Consider the following 17,881-nt stretch of genomic DNA (forward strand, 5'->3'; position numbering starts at 1 on the left):
GGCCGCGCCTTTCGGGGCTTACAGAGGCCGCGGGAGACTTAATCGAAGATTCCCTAAATCAGCGGACTAACCAAATGAGTGATATTTTCAAAAAAGCGCGAAACAGCGCGGCGCTGTCGCCACTGTGCCAGCTCAACAACTTCCGAGTCATGACGGTAAGACTCTATAATTTCCGCTAAACTTCTTACCGTGGCCACATCGTAAATAATCATGGTCATTTCAAAGTTTAACCACAGTGAGCGCAAGTCCATATTTACCGTACCGAAAAAGGCTAAGCTGTTATCGACAACAACAGCTTTAGTATGCAATAAGCCCTTACCATAGGTCGCTATGGATACGCCTGCCTCCATCAAAGACGAAAAATAAGAGTGACTAGCGTGACGAACCAAAAACGAATCTACTTTTTCTGGCACTAACAACCGCACCTGTACACCTCGTCGCGCCGCTATTTTTAGTGCGTGCTCCAATGCCTCACCGGGCACAAAGTAGGGGGTGACAATATCCACAGAATATTTCGCACCATAGATCGCCTGCAGCAATGCATTGAGAATACTCTCTTTGGCGACATCCGGCCCCGAAGGAGCGACCTGCACCAGAGCCTCCCCCACCACCACTACCGGTTGTCCCGACATTTTCAGTAAAGGCTCGCTGCGTTCAATACTCCAGTACCAACGAAATACTGCATCGAATTGCGGCACCGCCGGGCCCGACACTCTTGCCATAACGTCAATCCATTCGCCGACACCGGCATCAACTTTAAACAGTTTAGGATCAACTAAATTGAAGCTGCCCATATAAGCCACGCGCTGATCAATGATCACGGTTTTGCGATGGTTACGTAAATCATAGCGCGCCAACTGCCACGGAATGATACCAATCGGGCAAGCCTTAACCACTGAAGCGCCTATGTCCTTTAGGCGTTTATGAGCTTCGGAGCCAAAGAACGCTGAGCTGCCAACGGCGTCGAGCATGATACGAAACACCACTCCGCGCGCCGCAGCCTGCTCAATAGCCGCCACCACCTTATCGGTCTCGCCGCCGGGCTGCCAAATGTAAAACTCCATATGGCAAAAAGACTCAGCGCTTTTGATATCCGCAGCCAGTGAGTCAATAATATGAGGGGCAGACTGTAAAAACTCGACGTTGTTGCCAGCGACTGGAGGTATACCTGATATAAACGCCTCCAGGCGCGACAGCGGTTCCGCCGACGCATGGTAGTCACTCCAGTCAATGGCCACAGCTGACGGGGGACTGACGGGGGCATCGCGAAAAACAAACCGTAGCCGAGCCTCGCGCTGCGCCCGTTTCACACCAAGAAAACGCTCGCCAAACAGTAAGTAAAGCGCCACGCCAAAATAAGGGAATACCATCAGCACGAGTATCCAGGCCAGCGTTGCCCCTACCGGGAGGCGACGCATAATCACCCGCACCGCCATTGCCACCACCAGTATCAGGTGGCCCCAGATCAGCAGTTGTTGAATCAGCGTTAACAATCCGTTCACATAGTCTCCTAATGGGCCGCTCCAGACTTTGTCAAAGGCAGTCCCCGAGCCGTTACAAAACAGGTATTATGTACAACTTAGCGCTACGTCAGTGTACCACGCAGCAGATTTTACAAGGAGATCGTATGCTATTTCGTACATTCACCACCTTTATCGGGTGCACCCTATTGGCAGGCTCCGCAACGGCGGCAAATCTCAATTTTATGGGGCGCAGTATTTCCAGTGAGCTGTCCCCAAAAGAGCTGGAGTCGTTCGTTCACACCGTAAGCAGTGCACTGAACGACTCACCTGACTTGGTGACTTTACACTGGCAATCACCCGACGCGGATACCAAAGGTCGGGTTAAAATCAAGTACAGCTATCGCCACAACGAAATATTGTGCCGCAAAGCGATACTGGATATTCGGGGGCGGGACGGGCGCCGCGACTTTTTTCACTTTAATGTCTGCCAAAACGGGGACAAATGGGAATTACAAAAAACTGAAGCCAGCGATTTTAGCCATGCTCAGTGGCAAACGCTGCATGAGCAGTTCAACCGCGTTATAGCAACAAACCCAGACGGCAAAACCAATACACAAGTGATCGGAGACATCTCCGCCGCCATTACCCCACTGTCAACCACTGCCAATGACCGTGGCAAATGCCGCGTCATGTCTATCGTCATTAGCAATACCACCTCCCGCAGCAAGGGTATTTATGAGTTCTGTAATAGCGCGGACGGCTGGAGCCGCTCAGCTCCCTGACCCTCTAGAGTTGGGATTCAATCGGCAAAAAAGACAGGATCGAGCTCATCGCCCTGCGCCACCAGCTGGCGTTGGGCTCTTTACTAAAAGTCTGACCCGAGTGTAGATCTCGCCAGTACAGCTCCCCCTCATCATTCAGCGACACCTGGTATGACGTATCATTGAGCAGCTGACGCGTCCCAGTCAAAACGGCTTCTGCCAGCTCCGGGGAGTCTATCAACACCCCCATTTCGGTATTTAGCCAAGCCGAACGCGGATCTAAATTAAACGACCCGACAAACACCCAGCGTCTATCGACCACAAAAACCTTGGCATGCAAACTTGATGTTGAGGAAACACTCCAGACCTTACGCTCGGTATTAGGAGTGCGCTTTATTTCAAAAATCTCGGTGCCTGCCGCCAACAGAGCCTCCCGGCTTTGCGCGTAACCACTGTGGACGGCAACCACATCTGTGGCCGCCAACGCGTTGGTTACCACGCTAACGGTAACACCTTCTTGTGCGCGCCCGGTCAACAATTGAGTACCCGCTTGTGCTGGTACAAAATAAGGTGAGATTAGAAAAAGCTCACTTTCGGCATTTTCGAAAAGTTGCCAAAGCCGGTTAACCACCAAAGCATTAGATGAGTCTTTTTGTTTGAACAGTTGCAAATCGGGGGTGTCAGACCAAACATCAACCGGCGCCCAATAAAGTGCTCTTTCACCCCGGCGAATACTTCCTAGCCAGTCTTGTGCATTGACAACTTGCAGATATTCAATGGCATTCAGTTGAGCCACGGCTGCGTCAATTTCCGCGCCCGCACGCTTTATTAAATCCGGTGCGGGTGGCTCGCTGTTTAACACGCTCAAGGGATATACCAGGTCGCTGTTCCAATAATCGTCAAACTGACCGGTCACTGCAGGCACCGAATCGCCTATTAAAAACACATCGGCATCGCCAAAGTTCACGCTCTGGTTTGCGCTAAAATATTCGTCTCCAACATTGCGCCCGCCGACGACGCTGGCCAGATTGTCTGCGGTAAGCGACTTGTTGTGCATGCGGTGATTTAACCGACTAAACTCTCCGAGCAACTGCCAGGCGCGTGCACGGCGCCAATAAAACGGGTTGTAAAGACGAACCTCAATATTGGCATGGCTATTCAAAATATTCAGGGGGTAATCACCCGCGCGCTGCTCAAGATCATCCAGTAACAAGCGCACTTTTACTCCGCGCTCGGCCGCCATCCATAGCTCGCGAAACAAAAGTATTCCGGTGGCGTCACCGTGAAATAGGTAATATTGCACGTCTAGGGTATGTTGCGCCTTACGGATAAGATCAACACGCGCAGCTACCGCATCGACACCACTTGCCAGCAGACGAACGCCGGTACCAAGGCGATCCCCAGTGGCTCTCAATTCAACATCGAGATCTTTAAAGTATCCCGCCGGAGATGTGCCAGCCACGTAATGGGCATTGATACCACTTCGCTCGGGCGCCGAGGCACAGCCCAACATAAAGGCACAACTCAGCAGCACCCATTTCGCATCCGGCAAACGCCTAATCCACCCGGAGCCTTTATTCATACCGTATTCCTGTACCTATTCCGGCCATTGTACAATTGCGGATATGACAAACATTAGTCTGTGATTGCGACACAAATATCCACGCCTTACAAGCCAAGGCAAGTAGTGCTTTGTCAGGTTCAGATTGCCATTGAAACGCCAGCTCAAACCGGCGCCAGAAACCTCAGCCATGACATCGGGCTCTGACAAAAGCCCAATGCTCGGCAATATGCCGGCGGCCAGCCCGTATAACCTCACCCTGCCCTGAGTCACAATAGCGCCCACTGGCTGCAGCATTAGTGATATTTCAGCCAGTGGCGAGTAAACTCTGGTGCACAGCAACCACCAATAATAATGCTGAGACGACCATGGCCAATATACAGAGTAACACCTTAATACTTTTTGCTATTTGTACAATACTTACAGCGTGTGGCGGCGGATCAGGTACCAGCGATTCCGGTAACACAGGCGGCTCGGGCTCCTCAATAGCCTCCTCTAGCTCTTCGAGCGTATCCTCGCCCTCGGGCTCATGCCCTGCAAATCAAAAGACCCGGTTATGGCCCGGCTATACCAAGCCTGAAAACAGCGCTCGCATACTGGTCTTCTCTAAAACAGCAGGCTTTCGGCATTCGAGCATTGAAGTAGGCCAGCAAATGCTGGAATCGATCGCACAAGCTAACGACTGGACCGTGGATATCACCGAAGACGCCACCGACTTTCGATTGGACAATCTCAACCACTACAACACCGTGGTTTGGCTCAGTACCACCGGCGACGTACTTAACAGCGCTCAGCAACAGGCCTTTGAAGAATATATCGAGCACGGTGGTGGCTATCTGGGCATTCACGCTGCGGCAGACACCGAATACAGTTGGCCTTGGTACGGTGACCTGGTCGGAGCCTATTTTCACTCGCATCCACAAAATCAAACGGCCACTGTGCACGTAGAAAATGCTCAACATCCAGCAAGCCAGCACCTGGGCGATATCTGGCAGCACTATGACGAGTGGTACAACTATAGGAACAACCCGCGTGAAGGCGTTGAGGTTGTGCTTAGTTTGGATGAAACCAGCTACGACCCAGGTGAAGGCGCCATGGGGGATCACCCCATTGCCTGGTACCACACCGTTGGCCTGGGCCGCGCGTTTTACACCGGCCTCGGTCACACCGAACAAGCCTACGCGGACGCAGATTTTCAAAATCACATCTTGGGCGCACTGCGTTGGGCGGGAAGGCTAAGCAGCTCAACTCCCGACTGGCAGGGCGCAGCCCCGCCCGACACCGACTTCTCCACGACGGTCATTGCCAGTGGTGTGGATTTACCCGTTGTTATGGAAATTTCCAAGCAGGGGGAAATGTATGTTATCGGTCGGCGTGGCGCCTTCTATGCAATGCGCAACAACCAATTGACGCAAACCGATACAATTGCCACCAACAGTGTTCACGAAGGTGGCCTTATTGGTTTTACTTTAGCCCCTGATTTCACTCAAACCCGTCACGCTTATTTTCATTACACAGCGCCGGATTCAGCCACACAGAAAGTCTCACGCATCACGATCAAAGGTGATCACTCACTGGATTTAAGCTCTGAAGTGGTTGTGCTCGAATATCCCGTAGACTTTGAGTGCTGCCATGTAGCGGGTGACCTGGCCTTCGACTCGTTAAATAATTTGTACATTGCCATCGGCGATAACACCAACCCATTCGCCTCCGATGGCTACGCTCCTATTGACGAGCGGCCGGGGCGCAACGTCTTCGACGCCCAGCGCACCTCAGCCAACAGCGCCGACGTGCGTGGCAGCATTCTGCGCATAAAACCCAATGCCGATGGCGGTTACACAATTCCCGACCGCAATCTGTTCGTGGCTGACAATCAACACCGTGGCGAAATATTTTCTATGGGGCTCCGCAACCCCTATCGAACCGCCCTCGACTCTCTCACCGACCAATTGTTTTGGGGTGACATCGGCCCCGATGCCGGCGGCTCCAATCCAACCCGCGGCCCCGGCGGTATTGACGAGATTAATAAAACATACCAAGCAGGCAATTTTGGCTGGCCTTATCTGGCCGGTAACAACATCGCCTACTACGATTACGACTTTGCCACGGGTCAATCTGGTGCCTTATTCAGCGCCCATGCTCTGCGCAATTTGTCCGTTAACAATACTGGAAGCATCGAACTACCACCCGCTCAACCCGCATGGATAAGCATGAGTCACCGCGCCCTTATGGTCGGCGACGTTTACCGCTGGTCCAACAGCATTGCCGATGAGTACAAGCTGCCCAGCTATTTTGACGGGCGCCTACTGTTCTGGAATTTTAACAATGACCGTATGTATGAAGTGCACGTCGATGACGATGCGGGCAGCTTCCGCACTTGGCTCGATACCTCACGGCTCGCCGGCATTATTGATGCAAAAATATCACCGCAAAATCACCGTTTGTACTTACTCGGTTACGGGGGCAACTGCTGCGACTCACCGGCCAACTCCGGCATGTTGGCAGAAGTTCGTTACACGGGTAGTGGGCCCGAAACGCCGTCACCGACAACGCCAACATATACCGCAGGTGACAGCGTAACCTTTAGTATCGATGGCAAAATACTAACGGCCCTTGGCAATAACAATTTGGCCCTTGCCGATGCTCCGGCCGGCAATGCCAGTATCTTTTCGTTAGAAAGCGCAACAGGCAACCATGTCTATTTACAGTCAGTATCCACAGGGCTATACATTCGTCTGGATGACGCCGGCACTTTGGTGCTCGATGCCACAAACACCGCACAAGCCGAAGCCTTTGAACTGCAGCAAAATCAAGACGGCAGCTATGCGTTAAAGTCCTCGGGGCTATGCCAATACGTGAGTCTGGCTGGCAGCAGTGATCTATTTTTGTCTGCTAATGCCAATACGGTAGGCAACTTACAGATCTTTGACTTGAATGCCGCGCAAGCGTGCACGCTCGATGAGTCTCGGGGCATTGCCTGTCGAACCGACGCCCCCGCCTATCTGAATATGCCCGAGGTGCCGGCCACCGATTTCAGCAACCTGCCTGCGCTCTTGTCGCAAACCGGCGCGTTTGCCGACACGGCCACTTTAACCCCGGCGCAAAGCTTAATTCCGTACTCGGTTATCGCGCCTTTGTGGTCTGACGGCGCGCAAAAAGACCGATGGTTTTCTTTGCCAACAGGCACCACCATCGGCTGGAACGAAAACGAGAAATGGCAGTGGCCAGCGGGCACCGTTTTCGTAAAACACTTCACTTTACCGATCGACGAAAGCGACACCAGTGCAAGGCAACGACTGGAAACGCGGCTGCTGGTAGTCGGGGCTGCCGGCAGTGTGTATGGCGCCACCTATAAATGGCGCGACGACAACTCTGACGCCGACCTGCTCAACGACGCTTTAAATGAAACCATCACCATTGCCCCAGCCAATGGTGAACGGCAACAAACGTGGACGTACCCAGGCCCCGAAGATTGCCTGGCGTGTCACAACATCGACGCACAGGGTGTGCTCGGTGTTAAAACGGCTGCGCTAAACAGCACATGGCAATACCCATCCGGTGTTACCGACCATCAGCTGTTAACACTCAGTCATTTGGGCGCACTTGATACTGTGTTAACCGCAGCCGACTTAACAAGCCTGCCAGCCCATGCCGCGGTAAATGACAACACCGCGAGCCTTGAGTTGCGAGTTCGCAGTTACTGGGATGTCAACTGCGCCAACTGCCATGGTGTACAGGGCATTGCCAGCCTGTGGGATGCACGCATGACGACACCACTGGACGAACAAGGCATTGTCAACGGTGCGCTGGCCAACCAGCGCGACTATCTAACCGAGTACGGGCTGGCAAATCCCGCCGTCGTTAGCCCGGGAAGTCCAGACAATTCCATTTTATACATTCGCGACAAAAGTGCAGACGTTGGCGATCGAATGCCACCGCTAGGGCGCAACCTGCCCGATGAGGACTACCTACACTTATTGGAGACCTGGATTAACCAGTTAGAAACGCCGTAGTTTACTTGGAGCACTGTCGTCACTTGCAAAAAAAGGGGGCGCCGAACGGTGCCCCCTTTTTACACGCAAACTAAAAATTTATATATCTTTCGCCAGTTTTGCGGCACGCACCAATTGCACGAATTCAGTCCGATAACCAAACGGGTCTGACCCTTTATTAGCCTGCGCCAGTGCAATAATATCATCCAGTGAATACTGACCAATGTACTCACCGCCACTTAAGTACTGGGCAAACGCAGCTACCGCGATGGAGAAATCTATTTCTTGGCGCAAACTCGGCGCGATGGAGTTCTCAATTATCGATGCGGTAATTTTTCGTGATTCGCTCTGCTCTGGCAGCTTGTAGCGCAATTTAAAGAACCCAAACTCTTTGGTTTTATTGCCGGCTGCTTGCTCATCCTGAACACCATAACGCAGCGGGTCAATGGTTGCCAAGTCAGAGCCGGTGGGAACAATTTCATACAAAGCAGTCACACTGTGTCCGGCGCCAATGTCACCCGCATCGACTTTATCGTTGTTGAAGTCGGCGCGGTCCAACAAACGGGTTTCATAACCAATCAGGCGATACTCTTTCACCTGAGCGGGGTTGAACTCAATTTGTATTTTTACATCATTGGCAATCGGGAACAGGGACGAATTAGCCTGATCCACCAACACTTTGCGCGCCTCATTAAGCGAATCGATATAGGCGGCAATACCGTTACCATTTTGCGCCAACGTTTGCATCAGATGATCGTTGTAATTACCGCTACCAAAACCAAGTACACTTAAATAAACTCCGGTTTCGCGCTTTCTTTTCACAAAGCTCTTCAGCTGCTCGGTATCATTAATGCCCACGTTAAAATCACCGTCGGTGGCGAGGATAATCCGGTTAACAGCTTCTTTATCAAAATTTTGCTCTGCGAGTTGGTAAGCCAGTTCAATACCCTCAGCGCCGGCAGTAGAGCCACCCGCGCGCAGTTGACGCAGCGCGTTAAGAATTTTGGTTTTATCTTTAATGGCGGTAGGCTCAAGTACAGTGCCGGCTGCGCCTGCGTACACCACGATGGAAAGTGTATCCTCCGGGCTCAGCTGCTCGACCAACAGCTCCATTGACTGCACAAGTAGAGGTAATTTATCTGGCTCATTCATTGAACCAGACACGTCCAGCAAGAACACCAGATTGGTGCGTTTATTAATAATGGCTGAAGGCTCATAGCCTTTAATACCCACATGCACCAACTTTTTGCCTGGCGCCCAGGGTGAATCAACCACGTGAATTAATGGACGGAAGGGTTGCTCCGTTGACTCTGCCGACGGGTAACGATAATCAAAATAATTAATCATCTCCTCAGCGCGAACAGCATCGGCCGGAGGTAAACGACCTTCGTTCAAACTGCGGCGCACAAAACTGTAGGAGGCGGTATCTACATCAATTGAAAACGTTGACACCGGCTGCTCTTGGGTCAACTTAACGTTATTGTGTTTAATTTCTTCGAATTCGTCTCTATTTTCTAACTTTTTACCATGGTGAAGTTCGTAGGACATGGAATCTGCCAGTGATAGCCTCGCGGGATTCACCTTGCGTTCGAGTCTTTTACCCAGTACTGGTGGGGAGCTTACAGGAGCTGGTGCGGCGTCCATGACCAGCGCGGCAACGTCCTTCTCCGCTGCATAGCGAACTTCGATTGCCTGAGGCTCGGTGTAGATCACCGCCTCCTCCATAGCAATGTCTTCCAACATTACGGGTTCGTTAGCGACATCTCGGTTCAAAAAGGTCGGCAACACCAATGCAACGCCCACCAGCAATAAGCCTGCGCTGGCAACACCGCCCAACAATGTACGATTTTCAATAATCATGGCAACTCTCCCGAGTGTGTTTGTTGCCATAAGACGCAAGCGGGAGAATAATCCTTGGGAATTTTTTTCACTCGACTGCGAGTGCTGCTGTTGCGCAGCCTCTTGTTCAAACTTTTCGCGTGCCAAAGCAATAGCCTTTCTCCGCGCCGAAGGATCGGGGGTAGGCGTTGTTTGCTCGATATGTCGGTCAAAATCTTTCATGAGAGTTGCTCTCGTTCGAGCTGTGCCAGATGTTTGCGAATATCGTGAATCCGCCAGGATATGGTGGCCTCGGACACACTCAGTGCGGCTCCGGCCTCGGCATGACTCAGCCCCTCGAACAGCACCAATAGAGCCGTTTCTTTGTAGCCTTTGCCCCAGCGGTCGATACGTACCATCAGCTGACTGAGATAAATCTGTGACTCGGCATTGCCGCCTAAACTGGCGACGTCACCTTCGCTGTATTCCTCGCCATTGTGGCGATTTTCACGGCGCTGCCAGTCTTTCGCGCAGTTGATCACCAAACGATACAACCAAGAGCTAAAGCTCGCCTCAAACCGGTATTGGCTGATAGCGCCCGCGACTTTCATGCAACTATTCTGAGCGACGTCTTCGGCCGCTCCTTGATCACCGCACCAGCGATAGGCAAAGCGGTACATAGCATCGTAGTAATGCTCAAGCAACGCCTCAAAGGCATCCGCATCCCCCGACTGGGCGTCGCGTATCAGCTGATCTGTTTTCGCTGTGGTCAGATGGTCGGTCATCGTTCCTTAGGACGCCTAAGGCGTGAAAATCCTTGGAAATAGTTAACAACTTTGTAGGGTAATGCACCGGCTCTAGCAGGCTGTCGGCATAACCGCACGACAAGCTAATTGTATTCTACAGTGCGGCAAGAGGTAAGCAATGGCTCCAGCAACGCCGCCAGTTACTCCGGCGAGGGCGTAGTGGAATAATACGACCCACCTGCCCGGCCAGCCCTGCGGGACTTTCAGGCTTGCCCGTACTCGTCGTTGCCACTTTTCGATGGGTGGGCACACACCGTCAAAGTGGCGCCTAGATTACGAACCAGCCTGAGAGTCTGAGTACGTAAGGGGTTTTTCAGCAGCCTGCTGGTCCAATCATGCGTAGCTTACGTAACATATCAGACAATCCCATTGACTTAGGAACCTCTGATCAAGACTGTGAAAAAAAGAGCTACAATGACAAAACTATTTGGCATTATCACCGGCCTGGCTACCCTGAGCGCATGCTCGAGCACCGATGTGCTGAATACGTTAAACCGGGCGGAGCATTACCGCACGCATACCAGCCTGACTTATGGGCAGCAGCCGCGCCAAACGCTGGACGTCTATCAACCGCGCCAACCCGATGCTACATCAGCCAGCTGCCTGGTGGTATTTGTTTACGGTGGGGGTTGGGATTCTGGCCGCAAAGAGCAATATGGTTTTGTGGGAGCGCAGCTCGCCAAGCGCGGACACACCGTTGTTATACCCGACTACCGACTGTACCCAGATGTTGCGTACCCAACATTTGTCGAAGACGTCTCACTTGCCATCGCCAGTGAAAAAGTCAGCGAATTGCGCAACGAACGGCCTTTGATACTCATCGGCCATTCCGCCGGCGCCATGATTGCCGGCCTGATTAGCTACGATGACCGTTACTTGCGCTCTCAAGGTTTAGACAAGTCCGTCATTGACGGATACATCAGTCTCGCCGGGCCCCACGATTATTTTCTACCAAGCGACAAGCCGCGCTGGGTGAGCATCTTCGGTGAGGCAGCAGACCAGCAACGCTCCGCTTTAACCGTGGAGCATATACACGCAAACAACCCGCGTACGCTTATTCTGCACGGCGCGGATGATGACACCGTCACCCCCAACTCGGCGCACTCGCTGCAGCGCAAACTCGCTGCGGTTAACGTTTCCGCAACAAAGAAAATATACTCAGGCGTGGGGCATGTACGCATCATGGCTGCCATGGCCTGGCCACTGCATTTTTTGGCGCCAACGCTACAAGACATTGATACCGAACTAGCAGGCTGTTGAAAAAACCCATGCATGCTCAGCGTAGCCTGAAGCGTGCAGATGTTGTGTCTTGTCTCGACGGACAGGGTGGTTCCCTTTGCTAGGGAGCCTCTGATCAAGTCTCCAGTGGACTCTGCGCGAGTCAAAACGTTCACTCGGCAAGGCGCGCTTCGCAGGCAATGGCCATAGTCCTTGGCAAGAGGTGTAACACAGCGGATGGACGTTTTGGCCGCGCCCTTCGGGGCTTGCAGAGCTTTCCGATCTCTGTGTTGGCTCCCCTCACCGAGCCATCGGCACGCCATCGGATCGCCGCCTTGACCTCTCGAAAAGCTCTGTAAGCCAGAGGCCACTGAGGACTTAATCAGAGGCTCCCTAGAGGCAAAGCGCAGCAGATGTGCGCTAATGCGAGGGGAAAGAGGCAATGCCGACGAGTCAAAAGTCAACACCCCCGAGGTTAACCGAAGGGCAGAATATGGCTTACACAATAAAATCGTTTAAAACTCTTTAGGCGCAAAACCGGTAACAACTTTTACGCCCATTTTCTTACCCACGGCCGTTAAAGGGTGAACCACCACCAAACCTTTCACGGATTTTTTAAGCTTGCCCATATCCGCCTGCTCCTGCTTGGTTAAGGCACGATTAAAGGCCATGCTTTTAACATCCTGAGCGGCCTTGTCGGCCTCGCGGGTTTTAATCTCTTTATTGGCGGCCAGCTCGCTTTCGAGCTTGCGAATGTCGTTTTGCAACTGCTTAGCCATCACGTCATCTCCCCGCCCCTTAGCGGCGGCTAGTTTTCGGCGTGCTTTATCGAGTTGGTTGTTGAGGTTCTGTATAGACTGCTGGAGATTCAAGGGGGAGTACCTATCGAAATTGGGAGTGTAGCACGCCTGGGCGGTCATATCTGAGCTACACCCCCTGCCTGGCTACATTGACCATATTTTACCTGAATTTCACCGGTTCTGATGCATGCTTTCCCCTAACGGAGGAAAGCCGATATGCCCAATTCAACCCCGCTTAAGGCAGTGCTGTACAAAACACTGCTGTTGATTCTTAGCCTTGCGGCCGTGACCCTCTTGGTCAGTGCCTGTAGCTATTACCAGAAGGTTCCCGCACCAACGCCTGTTGATCGGTATATTATTGAGCAGGTCACCCTGATCGATGTCGTCAATCAGAAGTTACTCACCAACCGCTTTGTCACCGTCGACGACGGTCGCATTGTTCAAATCAGCGCTTGGGACACTCATAAGCTGAACCCGCCATCACACCCAAACCTGCGTCGCATTGATGGGCGTGGTAAATACCTAATGCCAGGGCTGTGGGACATGCATACGGTACTGACGCGACTGTCGCCCGAGCTGGACTACCCACTGTTTATCGCGCACGGTGTGACCTCCATCCGCAGCAACTTAACCTGCCCACACCAAGACCGGGTTTCGCTCTACCCGTGTTTTGCCCAAAAGCAACAGTGGAACCAGCGAGTAGCTCAGGGGCAACTGATCGGCCCTCGCATTCGCGGGTCCGGTACCTTTCCCGTAAACGGAGCTGACCACCAGCACCCGGACTCGCCAACCTGGCACGGCGCCGACAGCTTAGAGCAAGCCGAAACGCTGGTGGATTACTACGCAAGCCTGCCGGAATCACTGCGCCCCTTCTTTATAAAAAATTACAACTGGGTAAAGCCCGACGCCTACTTTGCCATGGTTAATATGGCGCAAAATAGGGGTCTGGAAATCGGCGGGCACATGCCACGCAAAGTCGGCCTCGAACCATCAGTGCTCGCGGGGCAGCGCTCGTTCGCCCACGCCCGCCTGTTTATGTATGAGTGCTCAAGCGAGGCGCAAGCTTTGCGCGAAGGCAAGCACTGGGACTTGCCCCTGGCTCAACTCTACCAACTGCTGCTCGACACTCACGACCCGGCACTGTGTGATCAACGCTATCAATTGTTGGCACAACACAATGTTTTTCTCTCCCCTACTCTGCTGACCCGACGCAACGATTACCTGGGCCTACAGGGGCAACTGACATCGAGGCCCGCCAATAAGTTTGGCCACTACTTATTTACCCTGGAATGGCGCGAAGAGATTGCCGGGCTCAGTGACACCCCAGAGCAAGACGCGCCGGTTTTTGATCAGTTTTACCAAGCGGCCGCCGCGACCATTGTTCGCGCCCACCATGAGGGTGCCAACTTAATGGTGGGTACCGATGCCAACGATATTTTTGTGATACCCGGCGCCTCAATACATGAAGAGATGCTCGAACTGAACCGCGCTGGCATCGATAATTTCGATGTACTGACCGCGGCAACCCACACCCCCGCCCAATACTTTAGGCAAACGGACGACGCGGGTAGCGTAGCTGTGGGCAAACAGGCTGACCTACTATTATTAAATGCCAACCCAGTAGAAAACATCCAACATACGCAATCCATTCATATGGTGCTTCAGGGGCGGCTTATTTATGATGAGACGACACTGGCAGCGCTCAAAAACCGCGCCAGGGCACGAGCAAAAAGTCACTGGCCAACCGTAAAACTGTTATTCTGGTGGGCGCAAAATCCGGGAGGTTTTTAGTTGCAGTGGGCTCATTAAAAATACTCATCATTGAAGACAACGCCACCATTGCCGCGCAAACCGGCGAGTTTCTCTGTGGCCTCATGTGGCAAGTGGATTTTGCTGCGGATGCCGCGCTGGGCGCGCACTTAGCCCGCACCGAAATCTACGATGTCATATTGCTGGACTTGAACCTTCCCGACCAGGACGGCCTGGATCTGTGCCAAACCATCAAGCGCGAGGCCGAACGCACGCCGCCCATTTTAATGGTGACCGCACGTGACAGCTTTGAGGACAAGGCCGCGGGCTTCAACCGGGGCGCGGATGATTACCTTACCAAACCTTTCGATTTGCGCGAACTGGCGCTGCGCTGTCAGGCCCTTGCCCGCCGTCAGTCGCTGCACCAACCCAAGGTATGGGAGGTGGGGTCTTTGCGCCTGAACGCGCGCACACAACAGGCGTGGCGAGAAAGCACCTTGCTCAACCTAACCCATACCGGATTCAAGATTCTCGACGCGCTGGCCCAGGCCTACCCAGAGCCCGTTTCCCGCTCTGTGCTAAGTCACCATTTGTGGGGCGACTCGCCACCGGAAACGGACGCACTCAAATCCCACGTGTACGCACTGCGCCAGGCACTCGACAAACCTTTTGCCCACCCCATGCTTAAAACCATTCTCAACGTCGGCTACAAACTGGAGGGGCTGGATGACTTTGATACGTAGCATCAAGCATCAGGTCATGCTGAGTTTGATCGGTCTGGCGGTAAGCTTGACGCTGGTGTTTTCCGGCTTTGTTCTAATAACCGCCTTTGCGGTGGAAGACGCTCTGCTCTACCGAGTGATCGACCAGCAAGCGCAAAAACTGAAGCAGCTCGGCCCAGGTGAGCAAGCCCCGGCTTTACCGATAGGTATGCGCTACTATCCATCCCTGCAGGCGGCGCCGCAAAGTGCTCAAGTGCGATTGGCACGGCCGCAAAACACCGGCGAACTTTTCAGCGCTGACGACAAACATTATCACTACCGAAAAATAGACGGTGAAACTGAACCGGCTTACCTCATTGCCGAAGTCTCGCCTCTGCTCGTTGTCAGTCGGCAACCGGGATTGTTCCTGCTCTGCGCCGTGGGCCTGGGTGTTTCCCTAGTCGGCGCCGTATGGCTCGCGGTGGTTTTGTCGCGGCGCATTGTCACCCCCATACTGACCCTAACCGACGCCGCGAAAGCCGCCGAAGAACCCAACGCCGACACCGCCATGCCACAGCTGCCCCATGAGCTTGGCTACCTTGCCGAGAAAATGCAGCAAAGCTTCACCGCACTTAACACCACCTTAGAAAAAGAAAAAGCGTTTGCCAACAACGTCAGTCACGAGCTGCGCACACCTCTGGCCGTTATCAACAACGCTTGCACGCTGATTGCGCAGCGCGGTTACACGACCACAGACCTAGACACCATCAACCGTGCCAGCAACCAAATGCAGCACACCATTGACGCGCTCTTAGCCATGGCCCGCTCAGAAAAGGCCTCAACGCAATTGTGCCGGCTTAAACACCACATAGAACAGCAACTGATGTCGAAAGAGCTTGTGCTGCCCAATCACTGGCAATTATCACTCGATATTGCCGACGATATTAAAGTCAATGCCAACCCCCGGCTGCTGGATATTGTGCTGATCAACTTGCTTAACAATGCCCTTGAACACTGCAGTGCAGCCAAACTGTCCATCGTCGCTGACGACGAGTGTTTGGCATTCACCAACCCAGCAGCGCCATCCTTACTGCAAAACCTCACCGCGGCGGGTGTTCACAACAGTGACAGTCGCGGTATTGGACAGGGGCTGTATTTAGTCTCGCGCATCGCCGAACATCAGGGCTGGACACTGTCGGTTAACAGCACCGGAGAAAACTTTGTGGCGACCTTAACATGGTAAAATCAACGTTAAATTGCCCCGCATACTCGCTGTGGGAATCAACCATACCCTCAACGGCGTCAGTCAGTAGCGTTAGGTCCATAAACTCTGGATCGATCAGATCAAAATGGTTCGCACCAGAAATCACCATGTACTCGCTCATATCCCCGGCGATTAGTGCGGCATCAGTGTAGGACTGGGATATACGCGGCGGCACAATCGTATCCGCCGCGCCACCAATCAGTAGAGTAGGCAACCCTATTGGTAGCATTTCAATGGGCGAGGTGTTGGCCATGCGCTGGCCCAGGCCAAGCGGCGAAAGTGAATCCGCGTTAATAAGCAGCTGGCCAATACTGCTACAAACGCGCGAGGACAGATCCGCTACGCCCGCCAGACTAACCGCACCACTCAGTGCTAACGGGGCATCAGAGTACAGCACACTGGCCGAATCAATTTTATCCCGGCTCGCCAGCCACAACGCCAAATGGCCACCCGCGCTATGGCCCATACTGACCACTTGCTGCGGGTCTACGGGGTAGCTTAGCGCCAACTCCGAAACATAGTCAGCGGCCTTGGCAACATCCTTAAACAGATTGGGCCACTCACCGCCGCCACCCAAGCGCCGATATTCAATATTCCAAACCGCCAGCCCCCGCAATGCCAACGCGTGAGACAACGCCTGCGTATACTCAAGCCCGTAGGGAAGCTGCCAACACCCGCCGTGTATCATGACTACAAGGGGAAAGGGCGATGCCTGAGCCTCAGTGGGCAAATACAGATCGCCAAACTGATCATCCAGCGGCCCCCAACTGACCCGGTTAACCGTCACATCGCCTTTTGGCATTGATGGTGGAACTGAAGACGAAGATGACGAGCTGCTTACCGAAGGCGCGCTAGAACTACTGCCGCCCCCACACCCAGTGAAAGTGAATAGGCTTAGTACTAATATCAGTATGGATCTGGTCATAAGTAGACCTCCTTAGTACTGATACGTTAGAGAAGCGGGGCTAGATGCAAGAAGTCAGGGAAGAACGTGCTTGGTATCGTGGGAAGTCCAGTCCGCCACCACTTATGCTCAGAATAGGAAATCCAAAAGTTTCTGCCCCTCGCCAACCTTTCTTTTGTAAATGTCTGTATATCCGCAGTCCATACAGCTGACTGTAATATACCTTTCAGTTTCTACATCTATAACGGCATGCAGACCACTGCCCGCCGCATGCAAATACCCAGGTTCATAACCTTCACAACCGCATTTCGGGCAACTGTATGACTGCCCCATTTGTTTATCAGCGATAGCCTTCTTTACGGCCTTAATATTTTCAGGGTATTTCTCACCATTTATAGAATTAAGAGCATCAAACAGCTCTTCGAGTGAGTAGGAATCAAAGTCTGGTCGATCTCGCATAGCTTCCTCTTGCTGACGAAAAATCTAAAACTACTTTAACTTTATTTTGATGAAGAAAACAGCCCATCTATGGAAAGAAGTGGAGCCAGATAAGACTTGTGGCTTAATTTTCACTTATCGAATCGTCGTACGCCACATTTCGCGACATTGGCCCTGCGCCCCGTGAGTTGCTCTACCTAATTCTTAAAGCGTACATAGCCCAGTACTAAACCTCAGTTAATCGAAGTATGCTGGAGTAATCGGCAGTTTCAATACGACCTAGGCTGTCCATGGCTTCACTCTTGAATACAAACGAGCGATATATTAAAAAATAGTGGTACAAACTTACGACACAGCAACGAAGATTACCGGCCATAAGTTTCATATAACACGACTAAATTTATTG

General features: G+C 52.7%; 13 protein-coding genes. 6 read left to right on the forward strand and 7 right to left on the reverse strand.

The genetic code is table 11. The annotated features are described in order from the left end of the window. Positions 1-53: 53 nt before the first annotated feature. A complete protein-coding gene (gene cls / locus QWI17_RS03505; RefSeq protein WP_302721117.1) occupies positions 54-1,502 on the reverse strand; it encodes a cardiolipin synthase in 1,449 nt (482 codons plus the stop codon). A gap of 125 nt (positions 1,503-1,627) precedes the next feature. On the opposite strand from cls, the gene QWI17_RS03510 reads away from it, so the two are divergent. Next, positions 1,628-2,245, forward strand: a complete 618-nt coding sequence (locus tag QWI17_RS03510; protein ID WP_302721118.1) for a hypothetical protein — start codon at positions 1,628-1,630, stop codon at positions 2,243-2,245. 4 nt (positions 2,246-2,249) lie between these two features. On the opposite strand, the gene QWI17_RS03515 is transcribed toward QWI17_RS03510, so the two are convergent. Then, positions 2,250-3,806 (reverse strand): phospholipase D family protein, encoded by a 1,557-nt coding sequence (locus tag QWI17_RS03515; protein ID WP_302721119.1) that lies wholly within the window; start codon positions 3,804-3,806, stop codon positions 2,250-2,252. Positions 3,807-4,153: 347 nt separating this feature from the next. On the opposite strand from QWI17_RS03515, the gene QWI17_RS03520 reads away from it, so the two are divergent. Then, the gene (locus QWI17_RS03520) at positions 4,154-7,798 is read left to right on the forward strand and encodes a ThuA domain-containing protein (RefSeq protein WP_302721121.1); all 3,645 of its coding nucleotides are present in this window, start codon (positions 4,154-4,156) and stop codon (positions 7,796-7,798) included. A gap of 78 nt (positions 7,799-7,876) precedes the next feature. Here QWI17_RS03520 and QWI17_RS03525 read toward each other — a convergent pair whose 3' ends face one another. Continuing rightward, complete coding sequence (locus QWI17_RS03525) at positions 7,877-9,838, reverse strand: vWA domain-containing protein (protein WP_302721122.1); 1,962 nt, start codon at positions 9,836-9,838, stop codon at positions 7,877-7,879. Further along, a complete protein-coding gene (locus QWI17_RS03530; protein WP_302721124.1) occupies positions 9,835-10,380 on the reverse strand; it encodes an RNA polymerase sigma factor in 546 nt (181 codons plus the stop codon). Before QWI17_RS03530 ends, QWI17_RS03525 begins: the two co-directional genes overlap by 4 nt. Positions 10,381-10,815: 435 nt before the next feature. Here QWI17_RS03530 and QWI17_RS03535 point away from each other — a divergent pair, with 435 nt between their 5' ends. Continuing rightward, positions 10,816-11,661 (forward strand): alpha/beta hydrolase, encoded by an 846-nt coding sequence (locus tag QWI17_RS03535; RefSeq protein ID WP_302721125.1) that lies wholly within the window; start codon positions 10,816-10,818, stop codon positions 11,659-11,661. 473 nt (positions 11,662-12,134) lie between these two features. On the opposite strand, the gene QWI17_RS03540 is transcribed toward QWI17_RS03535, so the two are convergent. Then, positions 12,135-12,539, reverse strand: coding sequence for a YibL family ribosome-associated protein (locus QWI17_RS03540; RefSeq protein ID WP_302721126.1), 405 nt, complete (start codon positions 12,537-12,539; stop codon positions 12,135-12,137). Between the two features lie 96 nt (positions 12,540-12,635). Here QWI17_RS03540 and QWI17_RS03545 point away from each other — a divergent pair, with 96 nt between their 5' ends. From QWI17_RS03545 to QWI17_RS03555, 3 genes are read left to right on the forward strand one after another with little or no spacing between them, the layout of a single operon-like run. Further along, entirely contained in the window at positions 12,636-14,210 is a 1,575-nt protein-coding gene (locus QWI17_RS03545) for an amidohydrolase family protein (RefSeq protein WP_302721127.1), read from the forward strand. 5 nt (positions 14,211-14,215) lie between these two features. Next, positions 14,216-14,911, forward strand: coding sequence for a response regulator transcription factor (locus tag QWI17_RS03550; protein ID WP_302721129.1), 696 nt, complete (start codon positions 14,216-14,218; stop codon positions 14,909-14,911). Next, the gene (locus QWI17_RS03555) at positions 14,895-16,112 is read left to right on the forward strand and encodes a sensor histidine kinase (RefSeq protein ID WP_302721130.1); all 1,218 of its coding nucleotides are present in this window, start codon (positions 14,895-14,897) and stop codon (positions 16,110-16,112) included. The genes QWI17_RS03550 and QWI17_RS03555 overlap by 17 nt, the downstream gene beginning before the upstream one ends. Here the strand turns inward: QWI17_RS03555 and QWI17_RS03560 are convergent. Both QWI17_RS03560 and QWI17_RS03565 read right to left on the reverse strand, forming a co-directional pair. After that, positions 16,069-17,058, reverse strand: coding sequence for an alpha/beta hydrolase family protein (locus QWI17_RS03560; RefSeq protein WP_302721131.1), 990 nt, complete (start codon positions 17,056-17,058; stop codon positions 16,069-16,071). The genes QWI17_RS03555 and QWI17_RS03560 overlap by 44 nt on opposite strands. Before the next feature lie 108 nt (positions 17,059-17,166). Further along, on the reverse strand, positions 17,167-17,496 hold the full coding sequence (locus tag QWI17_RS03565; RefSeq protein WP_302721132.1) for a zinc ribbon domain-containing protein: 330 nt from the start codon (positions 17,494-17,496) through the stop codon (positions 17,167-17,169). Positions 17,497-17,881 lie beyond the last annotated feature (385 nt).

The sequence above is a fragment of the Gilvimarinus gilvus genome (genome assembly GCF_030518155.1).
GTDB classification, from domain to species: Bacteria; Pseudomonadota; Gammaproteobacteria; order Pseudomonadales; family Cellvibrionaceae; genus Gilvimarinus; species Gilvimarinus gilvus.